Origin of the sequence: Niastella vici (genome assembly GCF_002077945.1) — a bacterium.
GTDB classification, from domain to species: domain Bacteria; phylum Bacteroidota; class Bacteroidia; order Chitinophagales; family Chitinophagaceae; genus Niastella; species Niastella vici.
On record NZ_LVYD01000113.1, the window covers coordinates 235,905 to 256,390 of the forward strand.

General features: G+C 44.5%; 17 protein-coding genes and 2 tRNA genes. 3 read left to right on the forward strand and 16 right to left on the reverse strand.

The window, feature by feature from the left end:
• Positions 1-64: 64 nt before the first annotated feature.
• The 15 genes from A3860_RS37285 to A3860_RS37350 form a co-directional block, all read right to left on the reverse strand.
• Positions 65-673 carry an RNA polymerase sigma factor gene (locus tag A3860_RS37285; protein ID WP_143774455.1) on the reverse strand — a complete coding sequence of 203 codons (609 nt, stop codon included), beginning with the start codon at positions 671-673 and terminating at the stop codon, positions 65-67.
• Between the two features lie 64 nt (positions 674-737).
• Positions 738-1,754, reverse strand: a complete 1,017-nt coding sequence (locus A3860_RS37290) for an aldo/keto reductase (protein ID WP_081155692.1) — start codon at positions 1,752-1,754, stop codon at positions 738-740.
• Positions 1,755-1,774: 20 nt separating this feature from the next.
• Positions 1,775-3,409, reverse strand: coding sequence for an alpha-L-fucosidase (locus tag A3860_RS37295; protein ID WP_081155746.1), 1,635 nt, complete (start codon positions 3,407-3,409; stop codon positions 1,775-1,777).
• Between the two features lie 259 nt (positions 3,410-3,668).
• On the reverse strand, positions 3,669-7,889 hold the full coding sequence (locus tag A3860_RS37300) for a hypothetical protein (protein WP_081155693.1): 4,221 nt from the start codon (positions 7,887-7,889) through the stop codon (positions 3,669-3,671).
• Positions 7,889-9,046 carry an AAA family ATPase gene (locus A3860_RS37305; RefSeq protein ID WP_081155694.1) on the reverse strand — a complete coding sequence of 386 codons (1,158 nt, stop codon included), beginning with the start codon at positions 9,044-9,046 and terminating at the stop codon, positions 7,889-7,891. The genes A3860_RS37300 and A3860_RS37305 overlap by 1 nt, the downstream gene beginning before the upstream one ends.
• A 17-nt stretch (positions 9,047-9,063) precedes the next feature.
• A complete protein-coding gene (locus A3860_RS37310) occupies positions 9,064-10,323 on the reverse strand; it encodes a DUF4062 domain-containing protein (protein ID WP_081155695.1) in 1,260 nt (419 codons plus the stop codon).
• Between the two features lie 249 nt (positions 10,324-10,572).
• Positions 10,573-11,139 carry a DUF4256 domain-containing protein gene (locus A3860_RS37315; RefSeq protein ID WP_081155696.1) on the reverse strand — a complete coding sequence of 189 codons (567 nt, stop codon included), beginning with the start codon at positions 11,137-11,139 and terminating at the stop codon, positions 10,573-10,575.
• Positions 11,140-11,150: 11 nt separating this feature from the next.
• A complete protein-coding gene (locus A3860_RS37320) occupies positions 11,151-11,732 on the reverse strand; it encodes a YdeI/OmpD-associated family protein (RefSeq protein ID WP_081155697.1) in 582 nt (193 codons plus the stop codon).
• 6 nt (positions 11,733-11,738) lie between these two features.
• Entirely contained in the window at positions 11,739-12,125 is a 387-nt protein-coding gene (locus A3860_RS37325) for a DoxX family protein (RefSeq protein ID WP_081155698.1), read from the reverse strand.
• 11 nt (positions 12,126-12,136) lie between these two features.
• Positions 12,137-12,619, reverse strand: coding sequence for an SRPBCC family protein (locus A3860_RS37330; RefSeq protein ID WP_081155699.1), 483 nt, complete (start codon positions 12,617-12,619; stop codon positions 12,137-12,139).
• Positions 12,620-12,625: 6 nt separating this feature from the next.
• Complete coding sequence (locus tag A3860_RS37335) at positions 12,626-12,949, reverse strand: ArsR/SmtB family transcription factor (RefSeq protein ID WP_081155700.1); 324 nt, start codon at positions 12,947-12,949, stop codon at positions 12,626-12,628.
• 71 nt (positions 12,950-13,020) lie between these two features.
• Positions 13,021-14,787 carry an ABC transporter ATP-binding protein gene (locus A3860_RS37340; RefSeq protein ID WP_081155701.1) on the reverse strand — a complete coding sequence of 589 codons (1,767 nt, stop codon included), beginning with the start codon at positions 14,785-14,787 and terminating at the stop codon, positions 13,021-13,023.
• Positions 14,788-15,049: 262 nt separating this feature from the next.
• Complete coding sequence (locus A3860_RS41410) at positions 15,050-15,199, reverse strand: hypothetical protein (protein WP_158085485.1); 150 nt, start codon at positions 15,197-15,199, stop codon at positions 15,050-15,052.
• A gap of 129 nt (positions 15,200-15,328) precedes the next feature.
• Positions 15,329-16,144 carry an SAM hydrolase/SAM-dependent halogenase family protein gene (locus A3860_RS37345; protein ID WP_081155702.1) on the reverse strand — a complete coding sequence of 272 codons (816 nt, stop codon included), beginning with the start codon at positions 16,142-16,144 and terminating at the stop codon, positions 15,329-15,331.
• Between the two features lie 65 nt (positions 16,145-16,209).
• Positions 16,210-17,016, reverse strand: coding sequence for an SDR family oxidoreductase (locus A3860_RS37350; protein WP_081155703.1), 807 nt, complete (start codon positions 17,014-17,016; stop codon positions 16,210-16,212).
• 300 nt (positions 17,017-17,316) lie between these two features.
• Between A3860_RS37350 and A3860_RS37355 the strand changes: the two genes are divergently transcribed.
• A tRNA-Lys gene (locus A3860_RS37355) sits at positions 17,317-17,389 on the forward strand.
• Positions 17,390-17,536: 147 nt separating this feature from the next.
• A tRNA-Lys gene (locus A3860_RS37360) sits at positions 17,537-17,609 on the forward strand.
• Between the two features lie 83 nt (positions 17,610-17,692).
• On the opposite strand, the gene A3860_RS37365 is transcribed toward A3860_RS37360, so the two are convergent.
• Positions 17,693-19,543 (reverse strand): glycoside hydrolase family 97 protein, encoded by a 1,851-nt coding sequence (locus tag A3860_RS37365; RefSeq protein WP_081155704.1) that lies wholly within the window; start codon positions 19,541-19,543, stop codon positions 17,693-17,695.
• A 287-nt stretch (positions 19,544-19,830) separates the two neighbouring features.
• Here A3860_RS37365 and A3860_RS37370 point away from each other — a divergent pair, with 287 nt between their 5' ends.
• The gene (locus A3860_RS37370) at positions 19,831-20,448 is read left to right on the forward strand and encodes an RNA polymerase sigma factor (protein ID WP_081155705.1); all 618 of its coding nucleotides are present in this window, start codon (positions 19,831-19,833) and stop codon (positions 20,446-20,448) included.
• The last annotated feature ends 38 nt before the right edge of the window (positions 20,449-20,486 follow it).

The following is a 20,486-nucleotide window of genomic DNA, read 5'->3' on the forward strand; positions in this document are numbered from 1 at the left end:
GGGGTAAGACCAGCGGGAGGATGAATATTTTTTATCCTTATAAGACCGATTAGTGAAGTAAGGTTTAATTTATAAAAAGAAGCCCCGGAAAGGTAACCAGCACCAGCACAATTGGATTGCCATATTTTTTTCCCAGGTATTCCCTGACAAACTTCAGGGCCTTCACCAGGTGATTTTTTACTGTGTTGCCGGCGATACCCAATTGTTCACCTATTTGCTCATAGTTTAATCCTTCGTAACGGCTCAATAAAAAAACTTCTCGTTGCTGCGGCGGCAACTGTGCAACGGCTTCATCAATAAGCCGCTGGGTTTCACTAACCTGTACCTTTTGTAATGTGGGATTGTCAGATTCCGAAATGCCGGCCCATACTTTCTTTTGCAGGCCGGCGTCGAGCGAGAGGCGGCGTAAATAATCGACCCCGGCATTGCGGGCCATCATATGTAAATAGCCTGCGGGATTGTCAATGGCTGGTAAATTTTGCCGGGCAAGCCACAATTTCACAAAACATTCCTGAACCAGCTCTTCTGCCGCTGTATGTGATTTGGTGATCTTTATGCCATAATCGAAAAGGGATGACTTATAGCGGTGGAAAATAACGGCGAAAGCCGATTCATCGCTTTCCCCTATTCGCCGAAATAGCTCCTTCTCATTATACATTTCCGATTGAGGCACGGGAATTTATCTGCAGTTTTAGTTTTGCAGGTAAATTTATCAAAATTTCTCAAACTGTTGGCAGTTAATCAAGATGCCCTGTATATGCCATTAACCCGCGCTTCTTTAATTCGGTCCAAAAGCCAGGCGGCATGGGTATGGTAGCCATATCGATATTTACTTTCACTTTCGAAGGCCTGCTGGTGCTTAATGCAATACTGGTTACTCCGGGTGCCTGAATGCCAAATTGTATACCCGCATGCGCCGGTTCAATCCCATATTCCGCGCAACGGGCAAAGAATTCCTTCCGCCATTGCAGCAATGCATCCTGGCCGGGTTTTCCGGCCTCTACCAGTTTGTAATTATAATAATCCCCACCAGTTAAAAAACCGCCGTTGAACACGGCCGAGTTGATGATGCTGGTATTTTTTGTTTTCAGCTGTTGCATGTATTGCAACAGATCGCTGGGATGCGAATGCAGGGTCATGCTGTTGGCGATCATCACCCAATCAAGTTGTATATGATCGGTGATCTCTTTTATGATTTTCCAGTTCTTTGCCCCTACCCCAATGGCTTTTACTTTCCCTTCTGCTTTGAGCTCGAATAAGGCGCGGTATGCTTCTTTAATGTTTTCAAATCGTTGAGCCCTGTCTGCTTCACTGCTGGCAGCCGCCAGGTATTCATCAGGATCGTGAACCGATACTAGGTGTGCATGGTAACCATTTAGCAATTCGTTGCCCTGCTCGTAGCATTGCAGTATTCCTTCATAACTGATGCGTTGTTCTGCATCGTATTGAATATCTTTCCAAACACCCGGTTCAAAAGTAGGTTCGGCTGTAGTGAGGGGTATGCGATACCAGCCCAGTTTGTTGCTGATAAGTACATCTTCCGGCTTCACCTGTAACTGGCGCAAACATTTCCCCAATGATTCCAGGGATAACCCGGCCCCGTATTTACCTGCTGAATCAAAGACAGCGGGTATGGTTGAATGTTGTATACATTCTTTTACAATAGCGCATTTATCGGCCTCAGATAAGGCAACATATAAATTACCCAGGCCGCTGGTGCCAAAGATGACCTTTGGCAGGTTGAGCTCACTCATCAACTATTCTTTAATATTTATTAACTGATCTTCAAAACTACTGCATATTGTAATGGTGGCCTGTTTTCGGGGAGCATTACTTCCAACGCCACTGCATTTTGTTGGAACCGCAATTCTCCACCGCCAAACATTTCTATTTTGCTGATGCTGCCGGGCCTGAATGCGTTTCCGGCGGCCAGGCTTTTGATATTTATTTTGCCGTCTTCGGGCCAGCCTAATAAAATTGTATAAAGGATATCGCCCTTTACTGTAAAACGCATATCTCCTGCGCCTAATGGTTTTCCTTTACCCTCATTAAAGCCCTGGGCCGAAAGCGCCGCTGCTTCCTGCATGGCTGGTCCTTCGCCAAATACTTTCCAGGGTCTTGTATCATAAATGCATTCTGAATTCAGCTTCATCCATGCAGCCACTTCTTCCAGAATGGCCGTTTCCTGGTCATCGATGGTGCCATTGCCTTTAACCGGTATATTCAGCAGCAGGTTGCCGTTCTTACTCACTACATCAACCAGCGTTTGCACTACGGTTTTGGCGGTTTTATACCGCTTGCCCTCATACACTCTTTTATCATAATGCCAGCCGCCGATACAGGTATCTGTTTGCCAGGTGAAGGGTTCTATTACATTGCTTTGTCCTCTTTCAATATCCCACACCATGCATTTGCGTTGCATTTCATTCAGGATCTTTCCATTTAACACCGCCTGCAGCTTTCCCTTGTTGCGTTTAATACTTTGGTTGTAGTGATGCGCCGCGATCTGCAGCCCGGTGTCATTCAGCGGGTAGAAAGGCAATACGGTATCATCGAAGTAAATAAGTTCCGGTTCGTATTTATCGATCAGCTCCATAGTCCTTTTCATGAATAGCTCGCAATACGCATTTGACGGTTTTGCCGCTCCCGCGCCCCAATCCCAATGCTTACCCATATCGCCGCCTTCACTGAGCGGATGGTTTTGCGCATACAATGCCTGCGGGTCGAGGCCCTGCCACCAGGCGCCTTTTCCGGCTGCTTTCGTCAACTTTCCATCATAGGGCATGCCGGCAAGGGGGCCATTTTTATCGGCGCCCTGCGCCACTTCGTACCAGGTGTAGGCATGGGCGGCATGCACACTTACGCCAAAAGGCAGCCCCTGATTTTTGGCGGCTTTTGCCCAACCACCGATCAGGTCTTTTTTGGGACCAACCTTCATAGCATTCCAGGGTTGATATTTCGAATCCCACAGGTCCATATTGTCGTGGTGATTGGCCATGGCAAAAAAGTATTTCGCCCCTACCCGTTTGTACAGGGCAACCAGGTGTTCGGGGTCCCACTGATCGGCCTTCCATTGATTGATCACATCCTTAAAACCGAATTTGGATGGATGGCCATATTTCTGCACATGGTATTTGTAATGATCGCTGCCTTCTTCATACATGCCACGGGCATACCAGTCGCCATGCTCGGGTTCGCACTGCGGGCCCCAATGCGCCCAAATACCAAACTTGGCATTGCGATACCATTCGGGCACCGTATAGTTCTGTAATGATTCCCAACTGGCATTAAAAGGCCCGGCGGCAAAAGGCGGGGCGGGTATATCCAGCAAAGAGGCACCTGCGTGTTTTGAGAGCAGGTAACTTGGTATTGACAGGCCCAGGTATTTGACAAGCGTTCTTCTATTCATTTTTCGGTTTTTATTCATATAGCAATTACAGCGATCAGCATTAATGATATCCGCCCCATAGCAAGGTGGTTCATCAATTGCCAGCCTGACAAAGTTAACCGCAGCAGTATTTCCCCTATTTTCTGAATAAGACTTTGTTTTATACAAATCCGACCTTTTTGGTACTTTCAAACCTGCTGTACGCGTATGAATAAAATATTGTTTAAACATGCCTTTGATGAAGGAGAAGGGTCCAGCTCGCTGGTGAAGTCGATATGAGCTAGCTTTTTTTGACCCCGCGGGTATTATAATCAGCAGAAAAATTAACGCCGGTTATGTGTATAACTTCTGAAGCATTCTTTGTAGCCGGGATCTTTCCTCCTTCCTGCGGCAACTGATTGCGGGGGAGTTTTATTTTCTCTACATCGATCTGTTTAGAAGCATCCTTTACATATGCTCCAAGGAATTTAACAAAGAAAATGACAAATGAATCTGCCTGTTTTTCGTCAGTGCTTTCGGTATAGTATTCCTTCACAGTCAGGCGAGCTTTAGCATTTGATTTAAGTTCCTTGATAATAAAGCTAATGACATTATCCTTTTCTGTGGTACGATTACCAAACATATAGAAATACCCCAGGTCAATATTTTGTGGAGCAATGACCGGATTGTTGGCTGCAGGTGGAACCTGGCTTGTTTGCGCCGGATAGTTATTCTGAACAGGACTATTAGCTTTTTGATCATCTTTCGCAAGCTTCTCAAACCTCAGGTTTAATTTCAGCCAAATTCGCTGGAATGGCAGAAAACTCCGATCAGCCGCAGTATTGAAGCTAATATACAGGTCATCTATCTCATCAGGATACTTACTATTGGCCAGAATCCTTTTCATGTCCGGTAACCGCTTTTGATCAGTAGCATTGGATGCAACGCCATACATTGATACTTTTTGATTCATAATATTACCATATATCGAATCCACCTTCCGGTCAAGCTTTCTTTTTTCCGATGGCACCAGTGTATAACCAGACACAGGTAAATAAATAAGTTCCGGATCATTGGGATAAAACAGGCCCATGGTATTGAACCGGTCGCAATACGATTCATCGCGCTTCCGCAATTCTTCTTTGGTAGCAGCAAAATCCTGACAAACGCTCAATTCAAAAGATTGCGGTTTTACATTCCGGATAAAAAACAACTTATAACCCTGCCGGGTATGTGTTATGATCCTGTAAACTCCATTGCCATTAAAGCAGACCTCATCGAAACCATAAGTACCATAGGTATTGATGTCACCTGTAGAATAATACATCACCTTGTTCGCCAAATCAATTTGCAAAAACCGGTTAATGGTACTGGTACTGCCTTTCCATATCTCGTTCAGCGAAGCAGGTAAGGCGCTTGCTGCAATTGACGTACAGTTTTGCCGTGGGTTCAACCAGATCGCCAGATCGGGTTTGTTTACAAGGGGGGTCGTGAAATCACCGACCAGTTCGGGCTTAATATTTAATTTCAACAGATCGTTCACGGTAGCGGCAGCCAGTTGCGCATCGGGCAAATGGTTGGCAGATAAATAATATACCCGCGCGGCTGTGGTATCCTTTAAGTTTACATTGTCCAATTCGACATTAAATGCGGCCGGCAAGTTTTCCGCAATGGATTTTGCCAACGGAACAGCTGCGACATTGCCGTAAAGAATGGCAAGAGGAGTTTTAGGTATTTCTTTCAGATCAATATAATAAGTATCGGCATTCACCCTGAAAGAATCCTGAAGAAGAAGTTGACCACCGTCTGTAGTAATAGTATAGGCGCCCATAACATTTGTATCTGTCAGGGGTAATATATCAAAACTAAAATGCGGGGTATCTGATGGGAACGGCAATGGTACTGGGAATACCTGTGTTACAGAAATGTTCCTGCCTAAATTAATAGATAAATTTCTCACTGATGCCGTAGCCCCGGTTATAACAAAACGCTGCACCACGGGAAGCGTTTTTGTCCAGGTGAGATAATCAGTTTTTTCTTTTATCAGGAAAAAAGCAGCTACGGCCACTCCTACAACTATCAGCAGCGAATAACCGGCGGTCACAAAAAAGTTATGGCGGAACTTCAGTTTGAAATAATCACGAATACCAACAGGTGAATCCTTCTTGAGCGGATTGCGCAGCAAGGTATTCCGGCCTTTTTCGAGAAAGATGGCCTGGCCTTCATCTAACTGATCGCTGTTTAACAGGTTCCAGATATAAGCATCAGCTGACCGGGAGGTACTATCGTTATTGTGTATGGCCAACAACCAGTTATTGAGCTTACGGTGCCTGTCGAACCGGGTTTTAACGATCGAATCATCCGGTATGGTTTCTTCTATCAATTCTAACTGACCGGCCAGTACCTGCCTGGCCAGAGCCTCTGCATCGCGGCTAAGGTAAGTGAGCATTTGCACCCGCAGCGATTGCGGCAGTATACCATCCTGCATCCAGGAAATGCGGCCCAGCTTCAACAGGTTGGTATAATTCACCAGGCTCACCGGCTGGCCCTTATCGTTCGCTTTTTGCTCAATGGCCTTACCCATAGCCAGCGTAAAATTCCAGTCAATGGCATTGTATACCGCCAGGCTGCATACCCATTGCAATAACCATGCATCGTTAAGGTATTGCTGCAGTACTTCAAATTCATTGAAATTAAGAGTACGGCTGCGATAGGCATCATCGAGCGGTTCTTTCTTCTGTGCAGGAATATCAATGTGCCGGCTAATGACTTTGTCCAATACTGGTATACCCGACAGATCTGCCGGCAGCACCACAAAACCCGAATCGATCAACAGCTTTTCCTTTTTATCCCAATCGGCTTTTGCATAAGGTGTAATAAGGAACCTTACCGGCCAGCTTTCGAGCTTACGCGAAACCCAGCTTTTCAGCGTGCCTTTTACCGGGTACAGGAAATAGCGGGCATCACCAAAAATAAACAGGGTGGTATCGGGATACAGGGCTGCCATTTTTTCGAGCGGAATGCGGTTATGGTTCAGCTTTTCATTGCTCAGGAACAACGGTTCTTTGAAGTATTCGTACACATACACGTTCACCTCTTCTCTCTTCAGCTTTTCCATCAAATACCCGAATAACCTGGTCAGGTGGCTATCGGGTTTTTCTTTATCGATAAACACCAGGTAATTCAAAGGTTTGGTGAGGGGGCGGAATTGTAAAACCGGCAAACCGCCGGCAGTGATGGTGGCACGAATGGTTTTGCGCATGTTCAGGATACTCACTTCACTCACCTGACGTTTTCGAAGTACATCAGCCAGTTTGCTGATCCCATGCTCTGTATTGATATTATTATGCTGATCGGGAAATTCAATGGCAAAAGGACCTTCGGTGCCGGGTTCCAACACCTCAGCTTTTGGTAAACGCCTCTTCCTGGCACTGAGCAAACGAAACGCAAGCATTCCAATAACGGCAGGGGTCAACAACAGCCATAGTACACTGAACAGTATATTGCCCCAGTTGGTATTGTTGTTTATCTGCGGCCGGCCTTTTGTTTGCAAAGTTGCTTTTACAGCTGGTGTAGCAAATATTTTTGCCGTCATAGAATCCATGCTGCAATGGAGGCCCCTGGGCCAACCAACAACCAGCGCTATACTATTGTACGGTTTTGCATAGGTGAACACCGCATTGGTTGAAGCCAGTGAATCGTCAACATACCATCTGTAAGTATATTTATCTTTTTTCGGAGAAGGGTTTGTGAACTGAGCGGTAAACTGTTTCTTTTTGCCGGGCACTTTATAGCTGCCGGATGAAACATCTTTTTCGTCGATAGCTACGGAGGGCGTCGCTTCACAATAAACAGTGTCCTGATATGTATCCGAATCAATGATGCGGCCTCTACTGTTTTTCAGGTAAACCGTTAATAAGAAAGAGCATGGCCGTGTAAGAACTTTTACTACTGTTAACTGATTCCCGATAACCGTATCTGCCATTTTCCATTCAACATGCACGTTAGCCGTATCGATACTTTTATCGAGGACAACAGCGGTGAACCCGACAGTATCGTTTACTATAAAGGAATGCATGTTGCCCTTAATTGAAGTGATCCTGATCTTCTTTCCCTCCGCGTGAAAATTCCTCACAAAAAACCAGGCCATTGTTATTAACCCGCAGGCAATGATCGCAAGGAGACCCAACCACAGGTACTGGAATTTATTTGGAGTTTTTTGGCCGCCCGCCTTAATGACTGGCGCCGGAGGTAACGCCGCCGGTTTGTATTCTTTTTCCAGTACACCTTCCAGTTTGTCGAAAACCTTATGCACAAGTTCCTGGTCTTCTTTATTGCGGCAGATGAGCGGACTGAGCAGGTATTTCAACCCAGCCAACGACTGCCCTTCCTGTAAATTAACCCTGGCAAGCACCTTTTCTATATCTATAGCTGTAGTGGTGGTGATCTCAATACCTTCCTCCTGCAATATTGATATTAACCTTTGCAGCAAAAGTGTCTTATATATCAGCAGTTCACTCATTAGCCGGCGTATGCATACTTCTTTTTCAGGACAGAAAGGCTTTCATCGTTTTTAGCCAGTACCGGCAACGCCAGGTAAAAGGATGCCTGTTGTTCCCTGCTAAGCTTATTGAAGTCAACACCTCCATTAAAGAAGCCCAGCTTCTCCAGCGCTTTCACCCATTCAAGTAGTTCTGCCGTGGCAGGCTGTTTATCAGTCAATATATTCCTGATCTCTTCGAATTTTTTGATAATAGCTTCCAGGTTGTCGTTAATATTACTCATTACACGCGCCAACTTCTCCCCTTCTTTTCCATATAATTCATTCAGGTGCGGTTTCAATCGGGTGCTCACGATCTTCATAAGACTGTTGATACCGGGAAACGGGATATGATAAAAAAGACAACGGCGCAAAAAAGCATCGGGCAGGTTTTTCTCAAAGTTGCTTGTCATGATCACCACGATCTGCGCCTGCGTGGGCGGCATGGCAACCGGCTTGTTCATGAGTTCACTGATATAAAATTTCAGATTTTCAATCTCGTACAACAGGTCGTTTGGAAAATCGCGCGGCGCCTTGTCTATTTCATCGATAAGCACTACCGAGCTGCGCGGTCCTTTTTCCAGTTTATTGAATTCTGCCAGGTATTGCAGATCATTCAGGTCTTCATTTTGCAAAATGGCATCCTTGCCCCAGGCTTGCAAGATGGCATTGCCCAACGCATTCATTTTAATAAAGGGATGGGCCGTAGCCCCCTTTTTTTCTTCAGCGCCCCTTCCATCGTGAGCAGCAGAGGCCGAACTGGTAACTGTGACCTTTCCGGTGGGCGCATATACATTCACTTCGTTTTCCATTTCGTCTACATACCGGCGCTGAAAATGCCGCACGGCGTCATAATAATAGAACAGGTCGGTGCCCGTGCTGGTGGTCTTGGTATTGAAAACAAAAGGTTTGTCGAGAAACGGACAGGTACTGTCAACATTGCTATTGCCCCCGGCCGACAGTAAATTCGCCACCTTGAAGGCCAATTGGGTTTTGCCCGTTCCCGGCGCTCCCGTAAGCAATAAAGGCTTGCCCAGCCAAATGGCCATTTGCACTGCGGTTTTGAGCCCTTCGTCATCCAGCACATAATGTTCTGGCGCTGTGTCGTGTTTGGTGCGGATGGTCTTTAGGTCGAACATAGCTGATGGTTTAAATATTAACGGTTATACAGATCAATGATCCTTGCCAGGCACCCTTCCACTTCCTTGAAGAACAGGGGTCTGGTATGCAGTTCTTTCAGGTACAAACTGATCAGTTCTTCTTTACGCGATTCCAGCATTTCAATTCCCGCATCTTCGAGCCAGAATTTGATGTCCTGTATGCCGATCTTGTTTAGCTTCATGGGAGTATGCTCCCAGCGAATATTGCTGATGCGTTTATAGAATTCTTCTTCTGTTACCATATTGCCTTCTACGTATTGTAAAATGCCGAAGAAGAGGATACGCTTGTCGGTTTGCAGGCTGGCATTAATGCTATTGTACTTTTTGTAAAAGGAGATCACAAACTCTTTGAGCCGGTCATTCTTCCACAGGGCGCTTTCGATGAACCAGGAAATGGAAAGATAATCGAGCTTTTGTTCCGTCATATAATCGATGACACCCTGCGGCGTTACATCTTTTGGCAGCCTGAACTTTTTATACTTCAGCTGGTTAAAGATCTCGCTTTTAATATAGATCTCGGCCTTGTCAAAATCCTGCACCGTATCTGGAATATTCGGTACTATACGGATATCTTTCCACGCCAGTTCCCTGTCCTCAAATTCTATTTCCTGCCGGCGGATAAAATAATGCGGCAGATCGTTTTCATGGCCATTCAACACAAAGAACTGGATGGGGTCTTCATCGATCGAGGACAGAAATTCCTGGTTCACTTCCGTTCTGTCGCACAGGTAAATTTTGTCGCGCAACAGGTCTTTTTTCTCAATAACGGTTTCAATGCGTTTTAAAGTAAAATAGTCGAGGCTTTCCAGTATTTTTTGCGGTATCTCTGTTTGTTCGTTGTAATACACGGTTTGTATCTGCGAACGGGCGATCTCCTGCTTCCAGGCCGTTAACAGGGGCGGCTCATCAGGGGGTGGCGTACCAGCCTTGAGCAGGATCAGCCTTTCTATAGAATGGCCATTGGCCTTTCTTTTATTGGCCTGTTCATATTCCCAATAAGTAAAGGACCTGCCCGAAGGCTGCCCATCTTTTTGAGCAATGGAACCATACTGATCGCCCAGAATGAGTACATAAATATTGCAGTTATCTACATCTTCCAGGCATTTCTGCAACACATCCCTGTCGGCCGCCCGGTAATCTTCCATAGCCGTAATTTCATACAGGTATGTACGTGACTTTATAGCAGTGAGGAACTGCTCACGCGTGTCCCTGAACTCCATGTAGGGGGAAGATAAATAAACGTTCAACTTGCTCATTCGTCACGTATACGTTTATGTGTTAACCCGGATATTGTTCATTATCATGGGGAATCAGCCTGTCAAATATTAAGAAATAGTTGACTCTTATACAATACCACAATATGGTTATGCCTAATTACGACAATTTAGCGGGGTAAAAATGGGTGTTTTTCACGTTTTTCTATAGAAGTGGGCTGAAATGAAAACAGGCCATCCCGACTCTTAGCCGGAATGGCCTGTTTAACTTTATGGTTAAGTTACCTGTAATTACACCCTAAGTGCGCCCCGGAAGCCCCGGGCGGCATAATATGACTCTGCGCCATTGTGATACAGGAAGACGGTGCCATAACGGTAATCACAAAACACAGCGCCGCCGAGCTTTCTGATAGCAGCCGGTGTTTTTACCCAGCTCGATGTTTTTGTATCGAAAGTACCCAACTGTTGCAATGCGCGGTATTCTTCTTCCGACAACAATTCAATGCCCATTTCAGTGGCCATATCAACAGCGTTATCGGCTGGTTTATTTTCCTTTCTTGCCTCCAGTGCTTCGCGATCGTAACAAACACTTCTGCGGCCTTTAGGACTTTCGGGGGAACAATCATAAAAAATATATTCGCCCGTCTTTTTATCATAACCAACCACATCAGGCTCGCCGCCGGTTTCTTCCATTATATGGAGCGACCATAATTTTTCAGGGCCGGCATTGAGCTTTGCTTCCACTTCGGCCCAGGCAATTCCTTTATGACGATCTTTATTTTTCTCAAAACGGGTTTTCAGGGTATTGAGTAGTGCTGTATTTTCTTCCGAAGACAACTTCTTTTTATTATTTTTCATATGCCGTATTATTATTCGTCTTCCAATCCCTTTCCATCGAGAATTTGCTGTAAATATTTTTCAATTCTTGACTCGCGGGTCTTTGACTGTTTGGCTGATGAAAAATAAAGCAGGTAGCCTCGTTGCCGGCCCGGCGTCAATGCATCAAAGGCTTTTCTGAGCGCAGGCATTTTATTTAACTTCTTTTGAAACTCTTCAGGCACCGCATATTCCTTGGTCTTTTTTAATTGCACCTTCAGGCCAAGCTTTTCTACTTCAATGGCTTCATAGATGTAAGCTTTCAGGGTTGATTCCAGTTTGACGATCTCTTTCAAACTGGTGAACCTGATCTGGCGTGCCGCCTGTACATTCTCCGTTTGCTGTACCAGTATACTATTGGGGTCACTTAACAATGCGCCTTTGAAAAACAAAAACGCACAGTATTCTTTAAACGCATGTATTAAAACGACATTAGTGTCCTGATACTGGTAACAGGGACAACCCCATTTTAATTCTTCCGTTAGTCCACAATCGAGCGCGATCGTTCTTAATTTCTCCAGCTCTTTTTGCCAGCTTTGTGCTTTGTCAAAGTAGAAATCAACCTTGGGATTCATACTACATCATTTATTGGTAATTGAAATAGGTCTTCTATCTGCAGGCCTGAAGTACCACGATAATACGGTCAGTAAAATTAATAATATTGGTCCAAAAAACTCTTTGGCTGCCGAGCCGCTGGCAAAATGTGAAAACACAGCGCCCGACATGGCAAAAAAGAAGCCTGCATACGCCCATTCTTTTAATAATGGAAATTTAGGAATAAGTACGGCAATAACGCCCAGCAATTTCCAGATGCCCAGTATGGTTAGAATATACAGCGGATACCCAAGGAATGCCATCTTACTGGCTTCTGCCGGCACTTTTAACAATTGTACAATACCGGTTGCCACCATTCCTAATGAAAGCCACAGCGTGGCGATCCAATAGATGATCTTGTTTCTTTTTGTCATAAGATATTATTTTACTTTACTTTACTAACAACTTCCTGTAAGCGGTTATGCGCCATATTGAGGCCGGCCGCAAAAGGCATTTTCAGCAACTGATCTCTGAGCGCAACTGACTTGAATACGATGTGCATATTGAGCCGGCTGGTGTCGTCGGTGATTTTTTCAAATTCCAGGAACTCCAACTGCACATCAAAAGGCGTATTGGCACTTTCGAAGGTGCGGGTGATCTTTTGCTCCGGAACAAACTCATGAAATACCCCGCCGGCGCTGTACAGCACATTCCCTTTTGCATCAACGGTTTCAAATCCCCAGCTGCCATGCTTTTTATTTTCCAGCTGCAGCACTTTGGTTGTTCCATACTCATGCGACATCCACTGCTCAAAAAGCTCCGGCTCTACATGCGCCTTGAAAAGTAATTCAACCGGCAGATCAAATTCCCTGGTTATTACCAGGTCATGTTTGCCATCTTCGGCAGTGACCTTTGTTTTTCGTTCCATGGTATGTTATTTTTTGGGTTTGTATTTTTTCATGATGTCTTCCAGCTTATTGAACCGGTCATCCCACAACTTGCGGAATGGTTCTATGAAGTCGGCTACCTCTTTCATTTTTTTGGCGTTTATGTGATAGATTATTTCCCGGCCGTTCTGCTCCTGCTCAAGCAGTTCGCACTCGGTAAGTATTTGCAGATGTTTTGAAACGGTGGGCCTTGCCGTGTCGAAATTGGCCGCTATGGCTCCTGCCGTCATGGCCTGTGTGGCTACCAATAGCAAGACGGCCCTTCTGGTAGGGTCTGCTATGGCCTGAAATACGTCTCTTCGTAAATTCATTTTATGTAGCTATTTGACTACAAATATAAATGTAGTCATTTAACTACGCAAATATATTTTTGCGGGACCTCTTATTTAGTGGTATCCTTCTGGTGTTTCCACAATTCCTGGAAAATGGGGCTGTGCTCGCGCAGGTGTTCAAAAGTTCCCTCGGCAGCTACCTTTCCCTGCTTTAATACATAGATATAATCGAACTGGTACAGCAGGTGCAGGCGGTGCATGGAAGAAATAAGCGCCTTGTTTTTAAATGCGCTAAACATCTTCTGGTAGATCATGGCTTCCGTTTTGGGATCAACACTGCTGGTAGGTTCATCGAGCAACACCACTTCGCTTTCGCTGGCCGCCAGGATTCCACGGGCAAGCGCCAGCCGTTGTTTTTGTCCGCCCGACAGGTTCACGCCTTTTTCCCGGATATCCGATTCCAGTCCTTTCGGCAACTGACTGATCACATCGGTGAAATGGGCGCTTTCACTAACCGCCATAATTTCCTGGTCAGAAAATGGCAGGCCAAGCGTAATATTATAAGCAATGGTGTTCTCAAAGATCTCCGGCTCCTGCGGGAACAAGGTTACGGTTTCATTGATAGTGCTCAATGCAAAGGGTTTGCCATCAACCTGTAACTGCAGGCCCTCTTCGGGATTGTACAGTCCGCGTAATAAGGCCAGCAGGGTGCTTTTACCACTGCCACTTTCACCAATAAGCGCAATCTTTTTTCCCCGCCCAATGGTGAGGTGCAGGTTATGCAGGCTTTGCGGCGCATGCTCGCTATCGTACTGGTTGCGGTGTGAGAAGCTGAGATTACTTATCTCGATGGTCTTCCAGTCTTCCGGCAAATCGGTAAGCTGATCGGGGCGATGCTGTTCGTGGTAGGCCTTTTCAATATTGCGGGCTGTTTCCAGATGCGTGTTGTACTGTACAATTTCGGTGTATTGCCAGGCCACATCATGGAATACGGTGGTGAACTGATTTACAAAACCCAACAGGGTAACCAGTCCGGCCACAGGGAAAACCCTGCCCGGTTCCCAGTTCTGGTATACAAAGCCGGCGGCGATCACCACATAAATAAGCGTGACCATCATATCGGCCACAAACCATTTCCATTCATTGATGGTGGCATTCTTTCTGAATGGCCGGGCAATCAACTGCACTTTACTCAGTAATCCGCTTTCCATGCTTTTCTCAAGCCGGAGCGTGATCACGGTCATGATGTTCGAAAGGCTGTCGAACAGCGTGGAAGAAACCACATGTTCGCGCTCATTTACTTCATCGAGTGTTTTAATGAAGGGTTTGTCGAATTTCATGATCACCCAAATGGTGAAAATACCGAGCAATATACCAATGCCCCCAAACACCGGCGAGAAATACAACATGGCTATTACTGAGAACAACAGTTTGGCCAGCGCATGAATGTACATGAAACCTTTATCAAAAAATTCTTTCAGCGCTTCATATGCCTTGCGAATGCGGTTAATGGTAGAACCGCTGTGATGGTCCTGGTGCCATTTTACGGGCAGATGCAGGGCCTGGTGGTAGCGTTCCAACAAAAAATTACGGCTAAGGTTAAATGCCAGCTGGCGTTCCATAATGCGCGATGGACCGTGAAAGCTCCATTCAACGAATTTCATTCCAAAATAAGCAACGGCGTATAGAAAGGCATAATGAAAAACCTGTTTGGTGTCCTGCTGCACTTTCCCAATAAACCAGCCGAAAAGAATGGGATTCAGCGAATAGATCACATTGGCAATAAAGAATAACGTATACACCAGTACGTATTTTTTTTGTTCATGGCGGGCATAATGCCATGCGGTGCGCAATAAAGAAATATATGGATTAGGCATTTTTTCTGATAAATGAAATGTAAACAAAAGGGTTTCCTCCTGGCGAATTCCCGGGAGAAAGTTGGATCGGAGCGGGCTACAAATGGAATGCAGCGGAAAGACCCTGGTACAAGTTAGTGTGTGAAGGCCATCAGCATTTTCATCATTCGCTTTTTACAATGGAATGGCAAAGGTCTGCATTTTTTCCGAAATAAAGAAGGCCATCCCCGACCCTCAGTCACAGGAATGGCCTGTTAAACTGTATTGTTCTATTAAATTTTAATTACATTTTCACCTTCACCACGCTGTTGATATATTCCTCGATGTTGGTATAACCATCGCCATCCCTGTCTTTCACTGCATCGGATGCATCATTGGGATTATCACAGATCAATAAATAAGAATGTGTTTTCGGTAAAGCCAGTACCTGCAATATGCGGTTGTTTTTATTCAGGTTGTGCCAGCGGGTAATTGGGCGATGCGTAATAACCAGTCAATGGTTCATGACTATCCCGGCGGATGATCATGATCATCTATTGCAAATAAGGGAAGTTTAGGGTGCTTACCCGAACATTATTTTCACGGTTTGATAGAACAGCCGGCTTTGGAGGTGTTGCGCCTGTTCTGAAAAACCCTGCAGACCGAAAAGCCCGGCCGCATTGCCCTTATTAATGGCTATTTCGAGGTAACCGGCGGCATTGAACAGGGCCAGCTTCTCCCCTTCAGCCACATCGGCATAGGATTCGGCAATTTTGTCGATTATTTCATTCCGCTTGAAAACGATGCGGAAGGGACGCCCTTTCCGGTGTTCTTCAAATTGTTCGCGGGTGATATTTACCACAATATTTTCGAAGTGGTCAATAAAAATGATCTGCCCTTCCATCCAGTTCTCCCCAAACAGCGGCCGCAAATGGTTCTTTTCAATAAATGGCACATCGGGCATACCAATATCCTGCAAGCGGGCGCCGGCGTGCAGTTGCTGAACGGCTTCACCCATTACCTGGGTTAAATACAGGGTGTTCTTGATGGCTTTGGGATCAAGGGGCAGTCCAATGATCATTTCGGGCTTATCTTCCAGGATCATGGTGAGCAACCCGTTATCGGCGCATAAAATATATTGTTCCTGATGCCAGGCCAGCAGCAGCTGCTCAGGCTTTTTTTCATACAAATTGATCAGCAGCAGGTGAAACGTATGAGAAGGAAATTGTTTTATGGCATTACGGCAAACATAAGCAGCCTGCGGATAATTGAACGGGGAAATGGTATGCGAAACATCAACCAGGGTAAACCCGGGGTTCTGTTGCAACAACCGGCCTTTTACTGCGCCCACCAGGTAGTCTTGCATACCAAAATCAGAAGTGAGGGTTAGTAAAGGCATTCTGGAAATTAATAATTAAGAATTAGAAATGAGAAATAAAAATGTGAAGGCAGCCCTGCAATTTGTTATTTAGTAAGCTCATTATTTTTAAAAAAGAATTTGTAAACCAGTTTATCTGTTAATGAGGGGAAGAGTTTGTTCATAAAGATGGTCCTTTTCCCATTAAAGGTAAGAACAAGCGTACGCTTACGTTGTTCAATGGCTTTCAGAATTTCGCGCGAACAGGCTTCTGCGCTCATCAGGCTGGCTTCATCGAGTGGCGATTCACCCTGTGGGTTACCTTGTTCGTTCAACGCAACATTGCGAATATTGGAAGCCGTAAAGCCCGGGCATACCCACATAACGTGTACGCCGGAATGTAATAATTCGGTACGAATGGCCTCGAGCCAGCCCTGCAGGGCAAATTTGGAAGCAGAATAGGCGGCGCGGCCGGGCAGGCCCCGGTAACCGGCAATAGAAGAAACGCCTACAATGGTTCCTTTGCGTTCAAGGATAGAAGGCAATGCATATTTGGTGCAATACACCGAACCAAAAAAGTTTATGTCCATCACCTTTTTGATCACTTCAATATCGGCATCGTTGAATAAAGCACGCATGCTGATGCCGGCATTATTGACGAGGATATCGATACCGCCGAAAGTTTTAATAGTAGATTCAATAAAGCGCTGGCAGTCGGCCTCTTTACTTACATCGCAGGTGATGGTATGCAGCTCAACATTGGCATGCTGCAATTGAAGGGTATATAATTTGTCATAATTACGCGCACAGGTAGCCACTTTTGCCCCTGCGGCAATACACGCATCAACTAAAGCCTTTCCAATTCCGTCGCTTCCGCCTGTAATAGCTACCACCTTATCTTTTAAAAATGACATAGCGTTATATTTGTAATTACAAAAATAGCGGAGTTAACGCGCTGAAAAAATACAAGTTGAGAAAATAGTTCATGATTTTTTTTCAAAAAATTTGGTAACATATGATTTTCCCCTATTTTTGCACTCCCAAATCAAACATACCGATACAAAAACGGTCAGAAAGAAAAGAGAATGAAGCAGTTGGAAAGAAAATTTGGGACAGATCTTACAAAAAAAGCAATATAAGTTTTATCTTGCGGCTCAATTTAAAAGCATTGAGAACGGAAGTTAATCCTTAAGTTTAATAAAAGTTTTTAGGTTGATCTCGTAGCTCAGTTGGTAGAGCACAACACTTTTAATGTTGGGGTCCTGGGTTCGAGTCCCAGCGGGATCACAGAAATGACAAGAGGCTATCAAAGTTGGTAGCCTCTTTTTTTATCTCTTTTTTACAGGTTATTTCAGGTCGATCTCCCGATTTTATCGGGAGTGCCTGGGTTCGAAAGGTTAAAATAGGTTTTCTGATAATAAGACATTTCAGGTTGATCTCGTAGCTCAGTTGGTAGAGCACAACACTTTTAATGTTGGGGTCCTGGGTTCGAGTCCCAGCGGGATCACAAAAATGCAAAGAGGCTATCAAAAATTGTTAGCCTCTTTTTTTATGGTCTGAAAGCAGTGCCGGCACGGCTTATTCGTGAATTTATTTTGCATTTATCTTTTCCAACAACATACAAGCTCCACCTCCTGGCGCCAATTTCACTTTTATCTGATCTTTATTGTTGACAATCTGCATTTTTACGGTATAGTGATCTTTATTCTTTAAATAACTGGCATCTTCTGAATCCTGAATAATGGTCGCCTTATAATTTCCTTTCTCCATCACCGAAAGCGGAATTATAAGCTCCCGTTCCTGTTCGTTGGTAACGGCGGCGATCAACCATTTTCCCTGCGCCGATTTACGAGCCATCACAATATATTCCCCGATTTCCCCGCTCAAAGTTTTGCTTTCCTGCCAGGGCATTGTTTCAGAACAGATAAATTTGAGTAATTCAGGGTGCATTTCATAATACTCGGGAATATCCGGAAGTATGGTAATACCCGAAAAAGTAATCAACGTACGAGCTGCTTCGGCAACAATAGTTGAAGGAACAGGCATGGCATTGTCTACTCTTCCTTTCTGTTCCATATCCATAATTCCATTATTCATATCCAACGGACCAGCCACCATATTTACAAACACCGATGTAACAAATGTTTTGGGTTGAAATACCCGGCGGGCATCTAACTGGGCCTGGCAAAATTCCCGGGTTACCGCATTGGGATAAGTTCGCATTTGCCCATACGGATGAACCGGATTATCGTGATAGTCAACCAACAGCTTATACAGCGCACACAGTTTAGTGATATTTTGTGTCTTGGGGTTCTTCTCCCCTAAACTGCCTTGCATGAACCCATATTTGACTCCCACTGCCCCCCATTCTCCGTATTGCTTAATGGTTTCCTCTAACGGATAATGACTACCACCCACATCATTCAGATATAACCAAATACCCACGCCTCTTTCCTTTGCATACCTGATCAATTCTTTCACGCCTTGAACTTTACCTCCATTTATGGGATCAGAGGTCTTGCTAAATTCGGGACCATACCAGTCGGCATCCAAAACAAGGTAGGGGATGTTATTTTTAGACGCGAAATCTACCATCCGTTTCCAGGAAGGAAGCGACATTTCATACCTGAAACCGTTGAAAAGGGCTCCATTAATACGCCAATCCCATACAGCCAGACCGGGTTTTACCCACGAAAAATCACTTCCTTTCTCCGGCTCAGGATTCAACAACTCTAACAAATGAGTATCTGCTAAATCTCCCGGAGAACGCCCATACATAATTACGCGCCACGCACAGGCTTTCTTTGATGCAACATAAAAAATGGTTTTGCCGGCAACATGTTTTAATAGCAATGGCTCTCCACTTTGCAAAAAGGCTTCATGAATTGAAACATATTGCCTGGTCGAGATCTTTATAGTCATTACCGGATATCGAATGGCTGTTGCTTCGGTAAGATATTCAGGTCCGATGTTATGATTTTCGCCATTATAATACCATGCCTGATAATTCCCCGCAAAATTAAATGTGGTAAATTCCGAATCTACCCTCACATTTTCATACCTGAACGCAAAACCATCGTTGTAAAGCCTTGCCCTGATTGAATAAGCATCGAATTGCAAAACCAACTCGCGGTAAACATCAGGACAAATACTACGCTTGCCCCATAATGGCTTCCACACCTTGTTGACCAATTTTTGTTGTTTGCTCTTTAATATCGGACAAACTATATTATTAACCCCCAATAGCGATGGTTGTAAAAGGATATGGTCATCGGCCATAAAATTATAGTAGACTGTACCTTTTTTGCCATTTAGAAACTCAACTTTTAACTTACCGTCGGGAGATGCCAGTTTTGCAAAAACCGATACAGGCTGCGCTTCAAGGTTTGCTGCAAACGATAATAAAAACGAGAAAGTAAAGAAACTTAATTGTGTCTTCATAAAATACAACAAATAATTCTGCTATCTAAAAATGTTATTTAAGCGAGTATTGCTTACAGTACGCTGTATGAATTAAAACATAACGGAGTTTGTTGCAAACATATGATTGATCCTTAAAGCGAACCGATGCTAAATTGACTTAATCCGATGCTATTTTGATTTTAAAAAAATAGACAGTAAGTAATATGCAATTAATCATACTCACGGGATTGCGAAACAGGAAAACAGTCTAACTTATTTTTTAATTTTATATAAATATTATTATTTACAATACCTGGTAACCTGATTTGATCTCAAAAGTTTATCATACAGAACCCCTCCTTCTTCAGCAACTGGCGCAGGGATCAGCATCTGCTTTCGATAAGTTGTATTACCAGTATTACGAACCTGTTCGGTTGAATATCCTGAAAATTACAAGGGATGAAGTGGTGGCTGATGATATTCTGCAGGAAATCTTTATTCTTTTGTGGGAGAAAAGGGCAAAGTTTGCATCGTACGAAAAAATAGGCGGCTGGCTTTTTGTTACCAGCTACAATCGTTCCCTGAATTATTTGCGCAATCTTTCTGCTGAGCGGTTACGTCAAAAGACTTCGACAATGGAGGATATTAGTCGCGACTGGCCCCTGGAAGATAATTCCCAGGAAGCGCAATTGAGGTTGTTGGAAGAAGCCATTACGCAATTGCCGCCACAACGCCGCCGGGTGTTTGAACTTTGCCGTTTTGAAGGCAAGAGTTATGATGAAGCAGCTGCTGAACTTTCCATTTCCAAAAATACAGTCAAAGAACACCTCGTCCGCTCCAGGGAAACAATTCTTTCTTATGTTCAACAGCAAGGGTCTACCAGCTCAAAGATCACAGTCATAGTGCTGGCTTCTGTAATTGAATACTACTTTTTAAAAAAATAAATGTCTGCAGAGCCCCCCATTTTGATAAGGCCGGTGTT

Bases quoted from the DNA above. Each gene is read 5' to 3' on its own strand.
- A3860_RS37290 (WP_081155692.1), bottom strand. From the start codon at position 1,754: ATGAGTGAGCTCAACCTGCCAAAGGTCATCTTTGGCACCAGCGGCCTG.
- A3860_RS37295 (WP_081155746.1), bottom strand. From the start codon at position 3,409: ATGAATAGAAGAACGCTTGTCAAATACCTGGGCCTGTCAATACCAAGT.
- A3860_RS37300 (WP_081155693.1), bottom strand. From the start codon at position 7,889: ATGAGTGAACTGCTGATATATAAGACACTTTTGCTGCAAAGGTTAATA.
- A3860_RS37305 (WP_081155694.1), bottom strand. From the start codon at position 9,046: ATGTTCGACCTAAAGACCATCCGCACCAAACACGACACAGCGCCAGAA.
- A3860_RS37310 (WP_081155695.1), bottom strand. From the start codon at position 10,323: ATGAGCAAGTTGAACGTTTATTTATCTTCCCCCTACATGGAGTTCAGG.
- A3860_RS37315 (WP_081155696.1), bottom strand. From the start codon at position 11,139: ATGAAAAATAATAAAAAGAAGTTGTCTTCGGAAGAAAATACAGCACTA.
- A3860_RS37320 (WP_081155697.1), bottom strand. From the start codon at position 11,732: ATGAATCCCAAGGTTGATTTCTACTTTGACAAAGCACAAAGCTGGCAA.
- A3860_RS37325 (WP_081155698.1), bottom strand. From the start codon at position 12,125: ATGACAAAAAGAAACAAGATCATCTATTGGATCGCCACGCTGTGGCTT.
- A3860_RS37330 (WP_081155699.1), bottom strand. From the start codon at position 12,619: ATGGAACGAAAAACAAAGGTCACTGCCGAAGATGGCAAACATGACCTG.
- A3860_RS37335 (WP_081155700.1), bottom strand. From the start codon at position 12,949: ATGAATTTACGAAGAGACGTATTTCAGGCCATAGCAGACCCTACCAGA.
- A3860_RS37340 (WP_081155701.1), bottom strand. From the start codon at position 14,787: ATGCCTAATCCATATATTTCTTTATTGCGCACCGCATGGCATTATGCC.
- A3860_RS37345 (WP_081155702.1), bottom strand. From the start codon at position 16,144: ATGCCTTTACTAACCCTCACTTCTGATTTTGGTATGCAAGACTACCTG.
- A3860_RS37350 (WP_081155703.1), bottom strand. From the start codon at position 17,016: ATGTCATTTTTAAAAGATAAGGTGGTAGCTATTACAGGCGGAAGCGAC.
- A3860_RS37365 (WP_081155704.1), bottom strand. From the start codon at position 19,543: ATGAAGACACAATTAAGTTTCTTTACTTTCTCGTTTTTATTATCGTTT.